This window comes from Prochlorococcus marinus str. MIT 9313 (assembly GCF_000011485.1).
In the GTDB taxonomy this organism is placed as follows: Bacteria; Cyanobacteriota; Cyanobacteriia; order PCC-6307; family Cyanobiaceae; genus Prochlorococcus; species Prochlorococcus marinus_D.
The window spans coordinates 877865-893622 of sequence record NC_005071.1 but is presented as its reverse complement, the minus strand read 5'-3'; the positions used below and the strand labels follow the sequence as shown (position 1 = coordinate 893622).

At 49.2% G+C, this 15758-nt stretch carries 14 protein-coding genes; 11 read left to right on the top strand and 3 right to left on the bottom strand.

Going from position 1 to position 15758, the window contains the following annotated elements:
- Positions 1-9: 9 nt before the first annotated feature.
- On the bottom strand, positions 10-4053 hold the full coding sequence (locus AKG35_RS04240; RefSeq protein ID WP_011130193.1) for a magnesium chelatase subunit H: 4044 nt from the start codon (positions 4051-4053) through the stop codon (positions 10-12).
- Positions 4054-4168: 115 nt separating this feature from the next.
- Here AKG35_RS04240 and dapB point away from each other — a divergent pair, with 115 nt between their 5' ends.
- The 4 genes from dapB (at position 4169) to AKG35_RS04220 (ending at position 7490) form a co-directional block, all read left to right on the top strand.
- The gene (gene dapB, locus AKG35_RS04235) at positions 4169-5020 is read left to right on the top strand and encodes a 4-hydroxy-tetrahydrodipicolinate reductase (protein WP_011130192.1); all 852 of its coding nucleotides are present in this window, start codon (positions 4169-4171) and stop codon (positions 5018-5020) included.
- Between the two features lie 17 nt (positions 5021-5037).
- Positions 5038-5694, top strand: coding sequence for a hypothetical protein (locus AKG35_RS04230; RefSeq protein WP_011130191.1), 657 nt, complete (start codon positions 5038-5040; stop codon positions 5692-5694).
- A gap of 371 nt (positions 5695-6065) precedes the next feature.
- Positions 6066-7256, top strand: a complete 1191-nt coding sequence (locus AKG35_RS04225; protein WP_157859808.1) for an FAD-dependent monooxygenase — start codon at positions 6066-6068, stop codon at positions 7254-7256.
- Positions 7257-7277: 21 nt separating this feature from the next.
- On the top strand, positions 7278-7490 hold the full coding sequence (locus AKG35_RS04220) for a DUF2949 domain-containing protein (RefSeq protein ID WP_011130189.1): 213 nt from the start codon (positions 7278-7280) through the stop codon (positions 7488-7490).
- On the opposite strand, the gene AKG35_RS04215 is transcribed toward AKG35_RS04220, so the two are convergent.
- Positions 7481-8044 (bottom strand): adenine phosphoribosyltransferase, encoded by a 564-nt coding sequence (locus tag AKG35_RS04215; protein ID WP_236069654.1) that lies wholly within the window; start codon positions 8042-8044, stop codon positions 7481-7483. The two genes, AKG35_RS04220 and AKG35_RS04215, sit on opposite strands and share 10 nt — an antisense overlap.
- On the opposite strand from AKG35_RS04215, the gene AKG35_RS04210 reads away from it, so the two are divergent.
- The 3 genes from AKG35_RS04210 (at position 8043) to AKG35_RS04200 (ending at position 9791) form a co-directional block, all read left to right on the top strand.
- Positions 8043-8642, top strand: coding sequence for a DUF3038 domain-containing protein (locus AKG35_RS04210; protein WP_011130187.1), 600 nt, complete (start codon positions 8043-8045; stop codon positions 8640-8642). The genes AKG35_RS04215 and AKG35_RS04210 overlap by 2 nt on opposite strands.
- Positions 8642-9259 carry a DUF4335 domain-containing protein gene (locus AKG35_RS04205; RefSeq protein WP_011130186.1) on the top strand — a complete coding sequence of 206 codons (618 nt, stop codon included), beginning with the start codon at positions 8642-8644 and terminating at the stop codon, positions 9257-9259. Before AKG35_RS04210 ends, AKG35_RS04205 begins: the two co-directional genes overlap by 1 nt.
- Positions 9260-9389: 130 nt before the next feature.
- On the top strand, positions 9390-9791 hold the full coding sequence (locus AKG35_RS04200; protein ID WP_011130185.1) for a hypothetical protein: 402 nt from the start codon (positions 9390-9392) through the stop codon (positions 9789-9791).
- On the opposite strand, the gene AKG35_RS04195 is transcribed toward AKG35_RS04200, so the two are convergent.
- Positions 9788-10261: an EF-hand domain-containing protein gene (locus AKG35_RS04195; RefSeq protein WP_011130184.1), complete on the bottom strand. Its 474-nt coding sequence runs from the start codon at positions 10259-10261 to the stop codon at positions 9788-9790. The genes AKG35_RS04200 and AKG35_RS04195 overlap by 4 nt on opposite strands.
- 193 nt (positions 10262-10454) lie before the next feature.
- On the opposite strand from AKG35_RS04195, the gene AKG35_RS04190 reads away from it, so the two are divergent.
- The 4 genes from AKG35_RS04190 to AKG35_RS04175 all read left to right on the top strand — a co-directional run bounded on the left by AKG35_RS04190 (position 10455) and on the right by AKG35_RS04175 (position 15501).
- Positions 10455-11180: a response regulator gene (locus AKG35_RS04190; protein WP_011130183.1), complete on the top strand. Its 726-nt coding sequence runs from the start codon at positions 10455-10457 to the stop codon at positions 11178-11180.
- Positions 11180-12502 carry an ATP-binding protein gene (locus AKG35_RS04185; protein WP_011130182.1) on the top strand — a complete coding sequence of 441 codons (1323 nt, stop codon included), beginning with the start codon at positions 11180-11182 and terminating at the stop codon, positions 12500-12502. The genes AKG35_RS04190 and AKG35_RS04185 overlap by 1 nt, the downstream gene beginning before the upstream one ends.
- 132 nt (positions 12503-12634) lie before the next feature.
- Positions 12635-13564: a polyphosphate kinase 2 gene (ppk2, locus tag AKG35_RS04180; protein ID WP_011130181.1), complete on the top strand. Its 930-nt coding sequence runs from the start codon at positions 12635-12637 to the stop codon at positions 13562-13564.
- 341 nt (positions 13565-13905) lie between these two features.
- Entirely contained in the window at positions 13906-15501 is a 1596-nt protein-coding gene (locus tag AKG35_RS04175; RefSeq protein ID WP_011130180.1) for an iron uptake porin, read from the top strand.
- Positions 15502-15758: the final 257 nt, after the last annotated feature.

Sequence of the window (15758 nt, the reverse complement as noted above, 5' to 3'; positions counted from 1 at the left end):
ACTTTTTAATCATTCGCCAGACGATTGGTTGTCTGGCGTTGTTACTCCTTCAATTCGATCTTCAATTTCCTGGTAAAGCTCTTGCAATTGCTGAATATTCTCATCAGATGTTTCCCAGTAACCTCTGCCATTAACTTCTAATAAGGTGCCAACAATACGACGGAAACTATGTGGATTAAGTTCCATGAGACGCTTACGCATCTCTGGATCATTGATGAAGGTTTCGTTTGACTCTTCGTAGACAAAGTTATCTACCTGTCCGCTAGTTGCGCTCCAGCCGAGGGTAAAGTTCAGGCGCTTGGCGACTTCGCGAACGCCTTCATAGCCTGAGTTGACCATGCCTTCATACCATTTTGGATTAAGTAGCTTTGTACGGGAATCCAATCGAATCGTTTCGCTCAGTGAGCGGACCTGCGCATTTGCTGTTGTTGTATCTGCGATGTAACTGGCGGGAGCTTTGCCATCATCTCTAAGACCCTTGATTAAATTTGTGGGGTCTGAGTCGAAGTAGTGGCTGACATCAGTAAGCGAAATTTCAGCAGAATCAAGGTTTTGGAAAGTGACATCTGCTGTTTTCATAACAGATTCAAATACTTCTCTGTTTTGGTTCATCTCTCCTGGGTTGTCAGCATTAAAGGCAAATGTCTTGCGTGAAAGATACATCTCTTGAAGTTCATTCTCTTCTTCCCATGTTGAGTTCTCTACTGCAAGATTTACGTTTGAGCTATAACTTCCACTTGAATTAGAAAATACACGGCAAGCGGCATCCCTAAGGCTTGTGCCTTGTTCCTTTGCTTGTTCAAGGGAGTGTTTGCGTACGAAGTTTTGATCCAGTGGTTCATCGGCCTCAGCTGCCATCTTGACGCCTTGATCGATTAATGCCATTTGGTTGATAAACAGATCTCGAAATACTCCTGAACAGTTCACAACCACATCAATCCTTGGTCGACCAAGCTCTTCAAGGGGAATGAGTTTTAGCTTGTTAACACGGCCTACAGAGTCTGGTACTGGATTTACACCAATAAACCAGAGAATTTGCGCAAGTGATTCGCCGTAGGTTTTGATGTTATCTGTACCCCAAAGAACACAGGCAATTGTTTCTGGCCAATCACCCTGTTCTTGGCGTTGACGTTCAATTAATTTATCGACGACTCCTTTTGCTGCAGCAACGGCAGCTCTGGTAGGAATGGCCTGTGGATCGAGAGCGTGAATGTTTTTGCCACTTGGCAGAACCCCTGGATTTCTAATTGGGTCTCCACCTGGACCAGGAAGCACATATTCTCCATCGAGGGCACGCAGAAGGCTCTGCATTTCCATGTCTGCGCATATCTTTTCAAGGCAACCGCGCAAATAAGAAAACAGTTTGTCAAGCTCAATGGAATCAATGTTGCCGAATCCAGCTTTTCTACAGGCTTGCAGCCATGCATTGGGGCGTGTTACACCAAAACGCTGAAGTAGATTAAAAAACCAATCCAAATACCAGTTGGAATTATCTTTCATATTCACGCGTCCGTCTCGTCCAGTGAGAGATTGCACCATCGCCCTAACGGCGACACGAGATGCCTCAGTGATAGTGCGATTTAGCTCTACATCAGCAAGAATGCCGTCATCATTTCCTTTGTAAATATCTTCTATTTTGCGATCTATTGCTTCTGCTAACAGCCCAGGAAGCGAGCGAAGACCGTCGTCTTCACGTTCAAGGGCGGCGATGCTTACCAGAGTCGCTATCGCTTCTTCTGCCGTGGGTGGTTTGCCGATCGTGTGAAGTCCACATGGCAGAAGGCGACTCTCGATTTCCATCAATTGGCTATACACCGCGCCTACAACGGCATCCCGTTGGTCGAGATCTAGCTCTGCCGCGTCTTGTTCTGGCAGGTCTACGTCGCGATCAAGATTGCATTGGCGTGCGGTTTCAATGATGGTATTGACGATTTGCACACCACGACCGCCTTCACGCAGTTGTTGGTAGGAACCCACCAGTTCGCCTAGCTCTTTTAGACCTTTGTAAAGTCCTGCATTTTCTGCTGGAGGAGTGAGGTAGCTGATTGTGGAGGCATAACCACGCCTTTTTGCAATCGTTGCTTCGGAGGGATTGTTTGCTGCGTAGTAATAAAGATTTGGCAGCCCTCCGATCAATGAATCTGGATAGCAGGTTTCACTCATGCCCATCTGCTTGCCTGGCATGAATTCGAGAGATCCGTGGGTGCCAAAATGGAGCACAGCATCAGCTTTCCAGATCTTTTCGAGATAGGTGTAGTAAGCAGCAAAGCCGTGATGAGGACTGGCGCTTCTTGAGTAGAGCAAGCGCATTGGGTCTCCTTCGTAGCCGAAGGTGGGTTGAACGCCTACAAAGATGTTGCCGAAGTGACGTCCATAGATCAGTAGGTTTTGACCATCACTATTGAGTTCTCCTGGCGGCTTGCCCCAGTTTTCTTCAAGGCGCTCTGAATAAGGTGTCAGGTGCTCGTACTCAGCCACACTCATTCGGTGTGCAATGGCCAGTTCTGGTGCTCCTTCTAGTGCTTCAGGATCATTGATTACCGCCTCCATCAGTGCTTTGGAGTCTTTGGGGAGGTTTTGGATGTCGTAGCCCTGAGCCTTCATTTCCTCCAAAACACGATGGATGGAACCAAAAACATCGAGGTAGGCAGCACTGCCAACATTTCCTTTATCTGGAGGGAAACTAAAAATAGTAATTGCTAATTTTTTCTCAGCTCTTGATTTGATTCTTAGAGATGACCAACGGATTGCTCGTTCAGCAATCGCATCAACCCGGTCTTGAAGTGTGTGGGCTTTGCCGGTGGCATCATCCCTACCAGAGAGCACGATTGGCTCGATGGCTCCGTCTAATTCGGGGATGGCGATTTGTAGTGCAACCTGAACTGGATGCAGGCCTAAGTCACTAACTTCCCATTCCTGAGTTGTCTGGAAGACAAGCGGGAGCGCAACCATATAAGGGCGGCTAAGGCGCTTGAGAGATTCGATAGCCTTGGGGTGATCCTGTCTGGCAGGGCCACCTACAAGGGCAAATCCAGTGAGGGAAACCACCCCATCGACTAGGGGTTGGTCAGGGTTGACTGGGTCGAAAAAGAAGGCATTGACAGGCTTAGAGAAATCAAGCCCACCGCAGAAAATGGGGAGGACACGTGCACCACGGAACTCAAGCTCTTGAATGACAGCGACATAGTGGGCATCGTCACCAGTGACAATGTGGCTTCGCTGCAGGACAAGACCGATCATTGGGCCTTTGCGAGCTTTCTCTGAGAGATCTGTGCGGCTGGTCGTCCAGTTGAGGTACTCCTTGAGGTCTTCAAACATCGACGGGGCCATCGGATGCCAGATGCCCAGGTCTGGGAAGATCTCTGGCTCCACGATGTCTAGTTTTGGACGATCTTCTCCTTCTGTCGCTGGAAAGACATACTTATCCGCCAGCATTAATAGGAAGTTGCGTAGGTTGTCAGGCGTACCTCCTAGCCAGTATTGAAAGCTGAGCACGAAGCTTCTTGCATCTTGTGCTTTATCAACCGGCAGATATTTAAGAACGTTGGGGAGTGTATTTAATAGTTTGAGCATTGCGTCTTGGAATCCAGCACCGTTTGATTCCTTTCGCTTTTTCATGAAGTTGGCGATAACACTATCGCTCTGTCCCAGCTGGGCCATGGTGAAGGTGCCAAGCTTGTTGAGCCGCATCACCTCTGGCATGGAAGGGAAAACAACAATGGCTTTGAGCCGCTCGCGATGGGGGGTGACAGCGTCCACCACTTTCTGAGCTAGGTCTTCAATGAAAATCAGCGAGGCGATAAAAACATCGGCTTCGGCTACATCGGCTTGGAAGTCTGCAAAGTTGCTTGGATCGCGCAGTTCTTCGATGAGGTAACCACTCAGTTCAACGCCAATGGCTCCATTTTGTGCATTGAGGCTGTTTGCGGCCTGGGAAAGCGCACTTTGGTACTGAGGTTCGAGTACCAAATACACCGCTTTCATGACAGCTTGATGGCTGTGGTTCTCCGCAGGAGCAACTCGGCGATCGGCTGAGCGAACCTGCGTGAACATTGGAGTACTGCAAAGTAATTCGATGAAGCCTAGGTTGTCTGGGGCTCAGAGTGAAGTTCGCTGCCTGGGTGTTACATGAGTCGACCCATAGGCTTTATTCAGCGATCGCCCTCCCATGACCTCAGTCCCTCCAGAGTTGATTCCTGTTGTGGTTGTTGGCGCACTGGGCCGCATGGGGGCTGAGGTCATCAAAGCTGTTCATCTCGCTTCGGATTGTGAGTTGGTTGGTGCAGTCGACACAACGCCAGGCAAGGAAGGTGTGGAGATAGGCGAGGAGCTTGGAATTGGTGTTCTTGATGTTGCTTTGACGTCCGACATTGAGGCTTGTCTTTGTTCTGTCAGCCAGTCTTTTCATAGGACTGGCCCTGGACAAGGCGCTGTGCTTGTTGATTTCACACATCCTTCAGTGGTTTATGAGCACACCAGGGCGGCGTTTGCCTATGGGGTTCATCCGGTCATAGGCACCACAGGACTCTCACATCAGCAGTTGGTTGATCTCAGTGAATTTGCAGCAAAAGCGTCGATGGGAGGCGCTGTGATTCCAAATTTCTCTGTTGGCATGGTCTTACTGCAACAGGCAGCAGCTGCGGCTGCACGCTTTTATGACAATGCAGAACTCACTGAGCTGCATCACAACCGTAAGGCTGATGCCCCGAGTGGCACATGTATAAAAACTGCAGAGATGATGGAGGAGCTCGGTAAAAGTTTTAATTCGCCTGAAGTTGATGAGCATGAATCGCTGACTGGTTCCCGTGGTGGCTTACGAGCTAGTGGCTTAAGACTCCATTCGCTTCGTCTGCCTGGATTGGTTGCCCATCAGGAAGTGATGTTCGGAGCTCCTGGAGAGAGCTATACACTCCGGCACGACACCATTGATCGTTCGGCCTACATGCCAGGTGTGTTGCTAACCGTTCGTAAGGTGCGACAGCTTCAAGGTCTGGTTTATGGCCTTGAACGCCTCATCTGAAATTCATTTGCGTGTCGATGTTGGTCCCTTTGCGTCCAGGAGAGCTTCAGAGGCTTATCCCTGCAGTGGCCACCAGTAATCAATTCGCAGCGGCCCTTGGCAACCCTCGCAAGATTCTGCAGAGGGTCATGATCGCCGCCATTGGAGGTGTGATCACATTATTGATTAGTCAGAGTCAGCTGGCGAGTCGATGGGGTGCTGTCTGGCTTGTTGTTGGAGTGGCTCTTCTGCTTTATGTGCTTTGGGGCCCAATCGTTGAAGCGGGTCAGCGCAATGCAGGCCTTCGTCGTTATCCGGCGGCGGCCATCTTCGAAGGTGAGGTAGCCAATGTGTTCACCCGTGAAAGAGTGCTGGACCGTCATGAGCAAGCGAACAAGCTTGGAGAGTTGGAGCTTGTTGAGAACAGACGTACTTGGATTGTTCTTGAGTTAGAGGATGAAGATGGATATTTGGGTCAACTGAGCTTTCCGATGTCCAAGAAGCATCAGTTCATCCGAGCTGGATCTCTCATTCGTTGCCTTGTGCTGAGCGATCGCAAGGATTTCAGCCGTATCGCTGCACTGACTGATGCATGGTTGCCAGGGCAGCGGTTGTGGGTCGGGGAGTATCCCTTTTTGCTAAGGCCTGCATTTGAGGAGTTGTGTCAGTTGCGTTTTGCTCGCCAGACCAGCTGAATCGCGCTAAGAGATTTTTCTTGCCACTAGCTTGAAAAGTCTTAGGAGTGCAAATGGCATCGTTCGTTTGACTTATACAATTAATCGATTCCTCTGTGAGGTTCTCAACAAGAGAATGGTTGATCAATCAATACTTTTAAGATTGAATACTTTTAGGATTTGCCACTGAAATACCGGGGGGGGTGCCAGCCAGTTAACATCTCTGTGGAGGCTTCGCAATGCTCAGGGATATTGCATTGCCCTTCACTTTTTGCAGAGATGGTTGGGAAACTGCTTTGAGGAGCTTTAGAACATGATTGATCAATTCACAGCTATTGGCGAACTTGCAGCAAAATCACTAGTGATCTGTTTCTCATTTTTTGGTTGACCACTTGAACCGGTTCCACTCTGCAGCAAAAGGGTCTTTGCCAGTTGACATACGAGTGAAGATCCTTGGCGCTGGTCCCACTGGGACCCTTTTGGCGCTTGCTCTTGCTCGGCTAGGTAACAGCGTCACCCTCTGTGACCCCTTAACAGTGGAAGAGTTGCCAGCACGAAGTAGAGCCTATGCCCTTACGCATTCATCAAGGCGATTGCTTCAATCACTTGATCTATGGGCCTCACTGATTCCTCATCTCGCTCCATTTACAAGATTGCGGCTAGATGATCAGGAGCTGAATCGTCATACCTATTTTGAGGTTGATGATCTTTCAAGCCAAAATCAGCTTCACGGTGCCGTCGGCTGGATTCTTGACCATCGACCATTAATGGAATTGCTGATTGATCGTCTTCAGACATCTCCAAAGGTGCTTTTGAATTTGGGGAGGTTTGATGATCATCATCTTGATGGTCACGATTTGGTTGTTGCGGCTGATGGTCCGAGATCTCTTACCCGGCAGGCATGGGGTATCAACACTTGGAACCATCCTTATCAAAATGGGTGTTTAACCGCCAAGGTGCTGCTTCGGGGTGCTGATCCTTTGATGGCATATGAGCTTTTTCGTGCTGAAGGTCCTCTAGCTGTCTTGCCAATGGGAGGTGAGGTCTTCCAGATGGTTTGGAGTGGTCCTTTGAGACGATGCCAAGAACGTGCTGGTCTGTCTCCTTCGTGCTTTCTTGATCATCTTGCTGCGGTGTTACCAGATGGCCTTCAGCCAGATGTGCTCTTGGATCGTCCTGCGGCATTCCCTCTCCAACTCGCCTTTGCATTTCGTTTGCAGCGAGGTCGTGGCGTCCTTGTGGGTGAATCGGGGCATCGCTGTCACCCTGTCGGAGGACAAGGGTTGAATCTTTGTTGGCGTGACGTAAGCACGTTGATGAACCTTGTGAAGAATGTCGATGAGGGCAAGTTGCCTGTTGAGAAGTTGCCTCAGGTCTATGCCCGCAAGCGCATTTTTGATCTCGTGTTGGTTGGTTTATTTACTGATCTGATCGTGCGCTTTTTCTCCAGCCGAAACATTCTGTTGCTGATGGTTCGACTGCCGCTGATGTTTCTTCTGGCTCGCCTCTCGTTGTTGCGTCAGTTGCTTTTGAAGGCCATGACAGATGGACCCATCACAGTTATCAGATTGTTGCCAGAATGATCGTCTACTGCAGTTGGTTAAATGGTGATCAGTAGCCATCCGCAGCCCTCATTCTCACCCCAGTTACTGCAGTTTTTGCAACAGAAACTCGGCCTTAGCGAGAACGCTCTGAACTTGGGCTTGCGTCAGGCAGAACTTGAGCAAGCACCTCTGCCGGTCGTGCTTTGGAGTTTCGGTTTACTCAGCTTGGCTCAGTATCAGCAGGTTCTCGATTGGGAAAATGATCAGGAGTAGATAATCAGTGACTTCACTGGTATCTCAACTGGAAGTTGCTGCCGCCCGCCGAGAGCGGCTAATTCGATCACAAAACCACATCCCACCAGATCGCCACCAGCTTTCTCGATTAACTCGACTGTGGCTCTTGCAGTTCCTCCAGTCGCCAGAAGGTCGTCCACCAATAAGACACGGGGATGACCTTGCAGAGCATCCGCATGAATCTCGAGCCGATCGCTGCCGTACTCCAGGGAATAGTCGATGCCAAGAACATCACCAGGCAATTTGCCAGGCTTCCTAACCGGAACAAAGCCGATTTTCCGATTCGTTGCTAAAGCTGTTCCCACAATGAATCCACGTGATTCGATTCCGACAATTAAATCGGGTTTGAGTTCTGTGCAGAGATCTCCTAGCTGTCGCATCACTTCATCCCAGCCATCGGGATCACGCAGCAGGGGACTGATGTCCCGAAAGAGAATTCCAGGTTTTGGAAAGTCTGGTACGTCTTGAATGAGGTGGCGAAGATCCAAAGAGTGGTGACGCAGGGGCCTTAGGCCTGGCATCATCGCAGCCATGATTAATGCAACAACCACTTCAGATCCTTCATCAACTGTTCAGCCACAGAAACCCTTTGAGCAAAAGCAGAGCGGCGTGCAGAACAACACCGTTCTTGGCAGGAGAGGACTTGAGCGTCTAGACCTTCTCTTGCTTGTGGTCGAATCACTTGATCTCAATGGTGGTGAGGCGATGCTCTGGGCAACCAATCAGTTGGGTTTGCAGAAACAGTTCCCCAACCGGGTTGAGCTTTGGAAGCGACGTTGTCACAATCCACTGAGACGCGCTACCCGTCGAGGTGACCTCAGTTCTATTGATACTGAGGCTTTGCTTCGCCTGCTTTGTTTTATGGCAAGCCGTCTTTATCCCCTTCTTCATCAGCTGCTTTCATCACGTGAACCAGAAGAACTCAATTTGCAGCGCTGGACTTTGCTGGATCAGCGACTGCGCGATCTGATCGAGGAGAGGATGAATCCTCGGCGCGGAGCTGTTCAGCGTCTGTTGAGGCCAGAGCAATCTCAGCCTATTCAGCGTGAGCTGGTGCTTACGCTTGCTCTTGCTGCTGGTAATGGAGGAGTCGATCGCCTGCGCGCCAGCCTGCTTGATCCGACACCCTGATGCTGAATCTCTCTTTCCGTTATGACCAAACGGCAGTCCGCCTTCAGGTGGAGGGCCTGCCAGATTTCTCCGCAGGTCACGGGGATGGTGTTCTAGGCATCCTGTCGAGTTGGCGGCTGCAGTTGGTTGGTTCACCAGAGCTAGAAGGCAAACGTGAACATTTGCAGGCCTTGATGGCTGCTGTGCTCCCCTATTCACGCCACCGCATTTCTGGTGTCAGTCGAGCTTTTGGTGACGAAACCAGTGTGGTTGTTATGTCTCCTGTTGGGGACAGACATCAACTGCTTTTGCGTAGTAGTCAGCCGAATGTCCCTCCTCTCACTCTTAACCTTGATGATGCAGAGCTTGCTGATCTCGTGCGTTGTCTGGATGAACTTCGTCTTGACTCACGAGTGCAGGTTCACTGGGAGTTGCCAATTGATTACCCATTGCCTCGACAGGAATTGGCCGAGCGAGTCCCTCTTGGCCAACGCTTAGGAGCTCCATTGATTGGTGGCGCAGCATTGGTTTTGATTGCAGGTCTTGGTCTGTTGCTGCCTGTTCCACGCAATCCAGATGGAACGCTGTCCCCTGCCACTTCTAATGCGCCAGAGTTGCAATCACGTTCTGATCGTTGACGAACAGATCTTGCAGGCCAGAATTACGGTCTATTGAAAACACTTTTATACCTCCCATTGGCAGGTATGCAGGCTTGAAGATCGAATTAATCGTGTCCTGTTGAAGCGGACCCCCCTACTGACTTATCCCATGAGCAGTCCTCTTCGAAAATTCAATAACTCAGATCGTCAACGTCAGGTTTTCCGCAGATCTCGACCCAGAAAGGTGCTTCCTCTTTGGCGTCAATGTGTTGAATCGATGCTGATGTTGGTTGGCGGCATCGGTTTATTGGCTTTTTTGAACTGGATTCCTCAACGACTCGATGGGGTGGTGATTGTCAGCGAAGCAATCGCTGATCTGATTCGCGGAATCACTCATCTGCTTGAGGCCCTTTTGGGTCTTGGTTCGGTGATTTTGTTGGCTGGACTCGTGATGCTTGGACTAATCCTTCTCCTTGGTGGCAGCTGGCGGATGTTGAGGTTTTTTACACAACTATGGAGTAGGCCGAAGAAGGTTTCCAGAAGGCCAATCCGTCGCCAGATGCGTCGTTAGTGCTTGCGAGGATGAGGATGCGGCGCCAGCGATCTTTGCAGCATCCAAAGTTCCTCCATCGTTATATCTCTATCGTTGTTTAAATCCAGTTTGTTGAAGTTGTTGGCCAGCCAGCGGATTGATTGAGCTTCATCGCGATTGAGTTTCCCATTGCCGTCGATATCGGCTTGCTTGAAACGTTGTTGGAGACGTTTACCGTTTGGATGAGTGCCGGGAGGTCGCAAGTCCTCTAAAATTAAATAACCTCGTGAATTCTTTCTATTCAGCCTTCTTATCAGGTAAGTCTTTTCTCCAACCTCGCTTGCATCCAGCCGACCATCGCCGTTGAGGTCCAGTCGTAAGAACATGGCTTCCATGCGCTGGCCGTAATACTCAATGCCATCTGGTAGTGCTTCGGCAGCGGTTTGGTTTAGCAGAGCTCCAGTGCTGATCAGTCCTGCAGTGATCAACCTGAAAACCTTTGACTGCAATGATTTCGGCCAGCAAAGAGGGGACCTTGGCTGATTTGTCATGCAATCAGCCTATGGATCGTGTCCATCAATGTCGATGACTGAACTATGACCAAAGCTCTTTGAGCTGTGACATGCTCCAACCCCTTTAAAAAAAGCGATAGAGATTGTCTATACCATCGAGGAACAGTGGCTTCTAGAGCACGCAATAGTGATGGAACGCTCCTCGATGATCTGGGTTGTGGACGATGACCCAGAACTGCGTCAGATGGTGGGTACCTATCTGATTGACCAGGGTTATGACGTTCGCTGTCTCAGCGATGTCAAGCAACTGGAAGCACGGTTGGAATTTCAACGACCTGATCTTGTTGTCCTTGACTTGATGCTGCCGGGTGATGATGGCCTTTCCGCTCTGCGTCGTTTGCGTGATGCAGGGGATGATTTGCCTGTTGTGATGCTTACCGCGAGGGGGGAGGCCGTTGATCGGATCATCGGTCTCGAGCAAGGTGCAGACGATTACCTCGGCAAGCCATTCCTTCCACGAGAGCTTTCTGCTCGTATTGAAGCCGTTTTGAGACGGCGCTGTGCGCTTCCCGCTGGCACCCCTTTAGCCGAGGGTGGCGATGTGGTTTTTGGTGGGAATGTGTTGAATCTTTCCGCTCGTACCCTGACCCAAAATGGTTCTCCAGTTGTGATTACGAGTGGAGAATTCAGCTTGTTGTCCGCCTTTGTACAACATCCTCATCGCCCTCTTTCTAGGGAAAGATTGATTGAACTCGCACGTGGGCCAGCTTGTGATACAGATAGTCGAAGCATGGATGTTCAGGTTTCGAGGGTGAGAAGGTTGGTCGAACCCGATTCCAGTCGACCTCGCTATATCCAGACGGTATGGGGCTATGGATATGTTTTTGTCCCTGATGGTGAGCCCAGGTCTCGCTGATGACGCGGACACAACGCAGGGCGGCGATCGTGTTCACTGCTTTGGGCTGGAGTGGCGTTGGTCTTGGCAGTTGGGCGCTTTGTTTATTGGTTTTGCAGGTGCTCTTTGGCCGACAGTTAGAGATGCTTCAGACCGTTCAACTTGGTCGTGATCTATCACTCAACGTTCGTCTTACTGAGTTAGCTCTTGAGCGGTATCCCCCTGCTTTGGTTTCTGAGCTAACAGGGCTGGATCTAGCAGTGATCGATCGACCACCAGATCCGCCCAGATTTGATCATTCTCTTCAGCGGCAAACAGATGCGCTTCAGAGGCAGCTATGCCAACGACTCTCCCATTGTCCAATTTTGGTTCCTTTCTCGGCTGAAGCTGCGCAACGTGGAGCTTGGATTGAACTTATTTCCCCTTTAGAGCCCGTTTGGCTCCGAGTTGGACTGCGTTCCGCGTTTGGTTGGCCACCGGAGCCAATCATGTTTGGGCTGGCTTTGGTTGGTGCCGTGGTGATTTGTGGTGGTCTTTTTCTTCTCTTTCAGGTTGATCGACCGTTGAGGGGGCTGGAAAGGGCTCTCGCTCGTGTTGGCGATGGTATTGATCCTGAGGCTGTAGCAGCAGTTGGCGCTCCTGAAGTTCAACGCCTCACACAACGTTTCAACGCCATGCTTTTACGCTTATCGGCCAACCGCCGTGAAAGGGCAACGATGCTTGCAGGCATCGCCCACGATCTGAGAGCCCCCATAACTCGACTCAGTTTTCGGCTGTCTTTGCCATCCCTCAGTGCTAAGGATCGTGAGCAATGTTCAAGGGATTTAGAGTCTCTTGAGCGAATTACTGGCCAGTTTCTTCTTTTTGCCGGTGGTGGTGATAGCGAAGCCTTGGTGGAGTTGCCTCTAGAGGCGTGGATGGCAGAAGTCTGCGCTGCTCATTCTGCCGACTTGCTGAGGCTTGATCTTCAACCTCTTATGGCCAAGGTGAGGCCTGTTGCCTTGGGACGAGCAGTTGTCAATCTCATCGACAATGCATTTACCTACGGTTTAGCCCCCGTGACTGTGTCACTGCGTGGTTTTGAAAACAGCTATCACATCGAAGTTTGGGACCAGGGGAAAGGCATGCCAATGGATCAGTGGGAGCGAGCCTTACAACCTTTTCAACGCTTGGATGAATCACGCCGGGAACAGGGGCATAGCGGCCTCGGGTTGGCGATCGTTGCTCATGTTGTTAGTCGACATGCAGGCCAACTTAGTTTTGTTGCTTCTGATGGAACCACTAAAGATCAACCTGGTCGATTTGCCGTAAGGCTTCAATTGCCTTTTAATCCTCCTGACTAGTCATTGGCGGAAAACGCCGTTGATATTCTCAATTGTTTTTGTCAGATTGCTCAAGGATTGAGAAAACTTGATTGATGTTGTCTTTTTGTCACTTTAGCAGGCAATACAAGTTTGCTTTGCTAGAAAGATGAAATGGGCAAAGACAAGAACAAGAAACAGAAGAAGGCTTCTGTGTCATCAGAGAGAATCAGTGAGCTGGATATGGAAAGTCTGGATGCTGCTGATCAAGATATCCAACATCCATCAGCATTTTCAGATGGCCTTCATTCAAGTGTTCAACGTCTCAACAAGAAGCTATATGAGTCTGAATTGAAGAAGTTTCAGTCTGATTTGGTGAGGATGCAGTACTGGATAAAAGCCACTGGTTTTCGCATGATTGTGCTGTTTGAAGGCCGTGATGCAGCTGGTAAAGGGGGCACGATCAAACGATTGACAGAACCTTTGAATCCCCGAGGTTGCCGTGTTGTTGCCTTGGGAACTCCATCAGATCAACAAAAGACTCAGTGGTATTTCCAGCGATACGTTGATCACTTCCCTAGCGCTGGAGAAATTGTCGTGTTTGATCGCAGTTGGTATAACCGCGCTGGAGTGGAACGGGTCATGGGTTTTTGTACACAAGATGAGCTAGATCGCTTCTATCAAGCTTGTCCTCAATTTGAAAGGATGCTCGTACAAAGTGGCATTCTTTTACTCAAGTATTGGTTTTCAGTTAGTGACGTACAACAGGAGGCCAGATTCCAGTCAAGGATTAACGATTTTACGCGTCGTTGGAAGCTTAGCGAGATGGATCTTGAGGCTCGTAATCGTTGGGTTGAATTTTCCAAAGCAAAGGATGTGATGTTGACTCACACCAATATTCCTGAAGCTCCATGGTTCACCGTAGAGGCTGATGATAAACGTAGAGCTCGTCTAAATTGTATTCGGCATTTGCTCGGCAAGGTCCCCTGGGAAGACATGACACCGCCGGCCATCAAACTTCCAGCTAGGCCTGAACAGGGTGAATATGAGCGCCCACCAATTAATGAGCAGTTTTTTGTACCCAATGCCTATCCTTATGATTGATCTTATTGGACTCCTCCCCTTAATAATGTTTCTACTAGTAGTCAGTGCTCCTCAGTCTCAATACTATCTTGCCGAATTTGATGGCGTTGCCTATGTGTCTAAAGTTTTATTTTTACAAGGCTAGCTTTCAAGCCTAACCAATAATTAAGCCAGGTCTTTCGTAGAGATTGATTGATTAGAGCGCCTTCAATTGCATGTCAAGTGTTACATGTAGAATCCGATGCTTGATCTTGATACTATCGCAATTTCTGTCGGTATAGGCACTAATAGTCTTTCAAAGGCTAATGCTAATAACAGATCATTATCATCCGCCTTTCTCCCCTATCTGTGTGAGGAACCTAATGAAACTCTTCCAGCAATTGCTGGTGGCACCTGCTGCTTTGGGCCTTATGGCACCAATGGCTGCTAATGCCGCAGACCTAGACATCAAAGGTGTGTCCGATTATTCGGCCTCCAGCGAGCAGGTCACCAGCATCTCCCAATTCCAAGATGTTTACCCAACCGATTGGGCTTACCAGGCGCTGAGCAACCTGATTGAGCGCTACGGCTGTGTAGCTGGCTATCCAAGCGGAAGCTACCTCGGCAACAGAGCAATGACCCGCTTTGAAGCGGCTGCTCTATTGAATGCTTGCCTCGATCGCATCACTGAAGTCACCGACGAACTGCGTCGTCTGCTCAACGAATTCGAGCAGGAGCTCGCAATCCTCAAGGGCCGTGTTGATGGGCTAGAAGCCCGCGTTGGTGAACTCGAAGCCACTCAGTTTTCCACCACCACCAAGCTTGTTGGTCAGGCTTCCTTTGTTCTCGGTGCAAATAGCTTTGCTGGCTCACTTGACGATGTAAGAGATATCTATAACAAAGAGTGGGGTGCAACCAGCTTCAACTATGACCTTGAGCTTGTGCTGAACACGAGCTTTACAGGTAAGGACTCACTGTCTACTACTTTGCGTGCAGGTAACTTCGGAAAGACTGTATTCGGAGGAGATGGACCCACAAACCTCTCGACCTTGGAAGTTGCGTCTGAGTCAGAAACTGGTGCCGATCTCGTGTATATCGACAAGATTTTTTACCAATTCCCGATTGGTGAGAACTTCACTGCAACTCTTGGCGCAATCGTTGGCCAGGAAGACATGCTTGCAATTTGGCCAACGGCCTATGCAAGTGATGGATCTTCAACGGTTTTGGATGTCGTCACATTACCTGGTGCATCAGCTGGTGCTTTCAACAAAAACCTGGGTCAGGGCGCTGGCATTTGGTGGGAGAACAATGGTTGGGCAATCAGTGTCAATTATGTTGCTGCCAATGGACGTAACGGTGATCCCAATTCCAATGATTATCTTTGTGGTGGCATAGCTAATGATTGTTCAGCTGGAACAGGAACTGCTCAAATCGGATATATCGATGAGCAGTGGGGTGTCGCTGCGACCTATAGCTATCTTCAAAATAATGATCTTGTTCTTTACTCGAGTATGGATGTAGCTGATAGCTACGGATTCACTTCTGGAACCGATAGCTATACAAATGCCTTCGCATTGTCTGCATACTGGATGCCTCAAGAGAATGGTTGGATCCCTTCAGTTAGCCTTGGCTGGGGCATCAATTCAACCAGCTTTGAGGATGACCATGATGTTTACAAGGGAGAAGTTTCTCAGTCGCAGTCCTGGATGGTTGGTCTCGAATGGAATGATCTGTTTGTTGAAGGTAACGCTGGTGGTTTCGCGATCGGCCAGGCACCATTCGCAACCAGGCTTAAAGGTGGTGGCACACCTCATGATGGAAACTATGTTTCAGAGCTTTGGTATAAGTTCCAGGTGACTAACAACATTGTTGTTACCCCAGGCCTCTTCTATCTGAGCCGCCCTGCCTCAGGGCTTATGGATACTGATGAAACACTCAACCAGCTTGGTGGTGTATTGAGAACGACATTCAGCTTCTAGATCGCAAGCTTTGACTTGCATCAACAGCTTGATATTCTAAATTTATGTTTGACGATAATCCAGAGCGTTTTTTACACTCTTTCATATGTAATTTAAGATTCCAAAAGGCGTTTGCAATTTTTACTTGATCAACTATTTGTTTAATCCATATAGTCATTACACATTTCAGGGTAATAGAACCTAGCGAATTTAATGTTTAATAGATTATCCTGCTTATCGCTTTAAGGCACTAGCAGGCCTGATTAGGCTCGTGAACA

What these genes read in the sequence shown, in the direction of transcription:
- AKG35_RS04185 (WP_011130182.1), top strand. Translation starts at nt 11,180, where the DNA reads ATGACGCGGACACAACGCAGGGCGGCGATCGTGTTCACTGCTTTGGGC.
- AKG35_RS04190 (WP_011130183.1), top strand. Translation starts at nt 10,455, where the DNA reads ATGGAACGCTCCTCGATGATCTGGGTTGTGGACGATGACCCAGAACTG.
- AKG35_RS04240 (WP_011130193.1), bottom strand. Translation starts at nt 4,053, where the DNA reads ATGTTCACGCAGGTTCGCTCAGCCGATCGCCGAGTTGCTCCTGCGGAG.
- AKG35_RS04200 (WP_011130185.1), top strand. Translation starts at nt 9,390, where the DNA reads ATGAGCAGTCCTCTTCGAAAATTCAATAACTCAGATCGTCAACGTCAG.
- AKG35_RS04210 (WP_011130187.1), top strand. Translation starts at nt 8,043, where the DNA reads ATGATTAATGCAACAACCACTTCAGATCCTTCATCAACTGTTCAGCCA.
- AKG35_RS04175 (WP_011130180.1), top strand. Translation starts at nt 13,906, where the DNA reads ATGAAACTCTTCCAGCAATTGCTGGTGGCACCTGCTGCTTTGGGCCTT.
- dapB (WP_011130192.1), top strand. Translation starts at nt 4,169, where the DNA reads ATGACCTCAGTCCCTCCAGAGTTGATTCCTGTTGTGGTTGTTGGCGCA.
- AKG35_RS04205 (WP_011130186.1), top strand. Translation starts at nt 8,642, where the DNA reads ATGCTGAATCTCTCTTTCCGTTATGACCAAACGGCAGTCCGCCTTCAG.
- AKG35_RS04230 (WP_011130191.1), top strand. Translation starts at nt 5,038, where the DNA reads ATGTTGGTCCCTTTGCGTCCAGGAGAGCTTCAGAGGCTTATCCCTGCA.
- AKG35_RS04220 (WP_011130189.1), top strand. Translation starts at nt 7,278, where the DNA reads ATGGTGATCAGTAGCCATCCGCAGCCCTCATTCTCACCCCAGTTACTG.
- AKG35_RS04215 (WP_236069654.1), bottom strand. Translation starts at nt 8,044, where the DNA reads ATGGCTGCGATGATGCCAGGCCTAAGGCCCCTGCGTCACCACTCTTTG.
- ppk2 (WP_011130181.1), top strand. Translation starts at nt 12,635, where the DNA reads ATGGGCAAAGACAAGAACAAGAAACAGAAGAAGGCTTCTGTGTCATCA.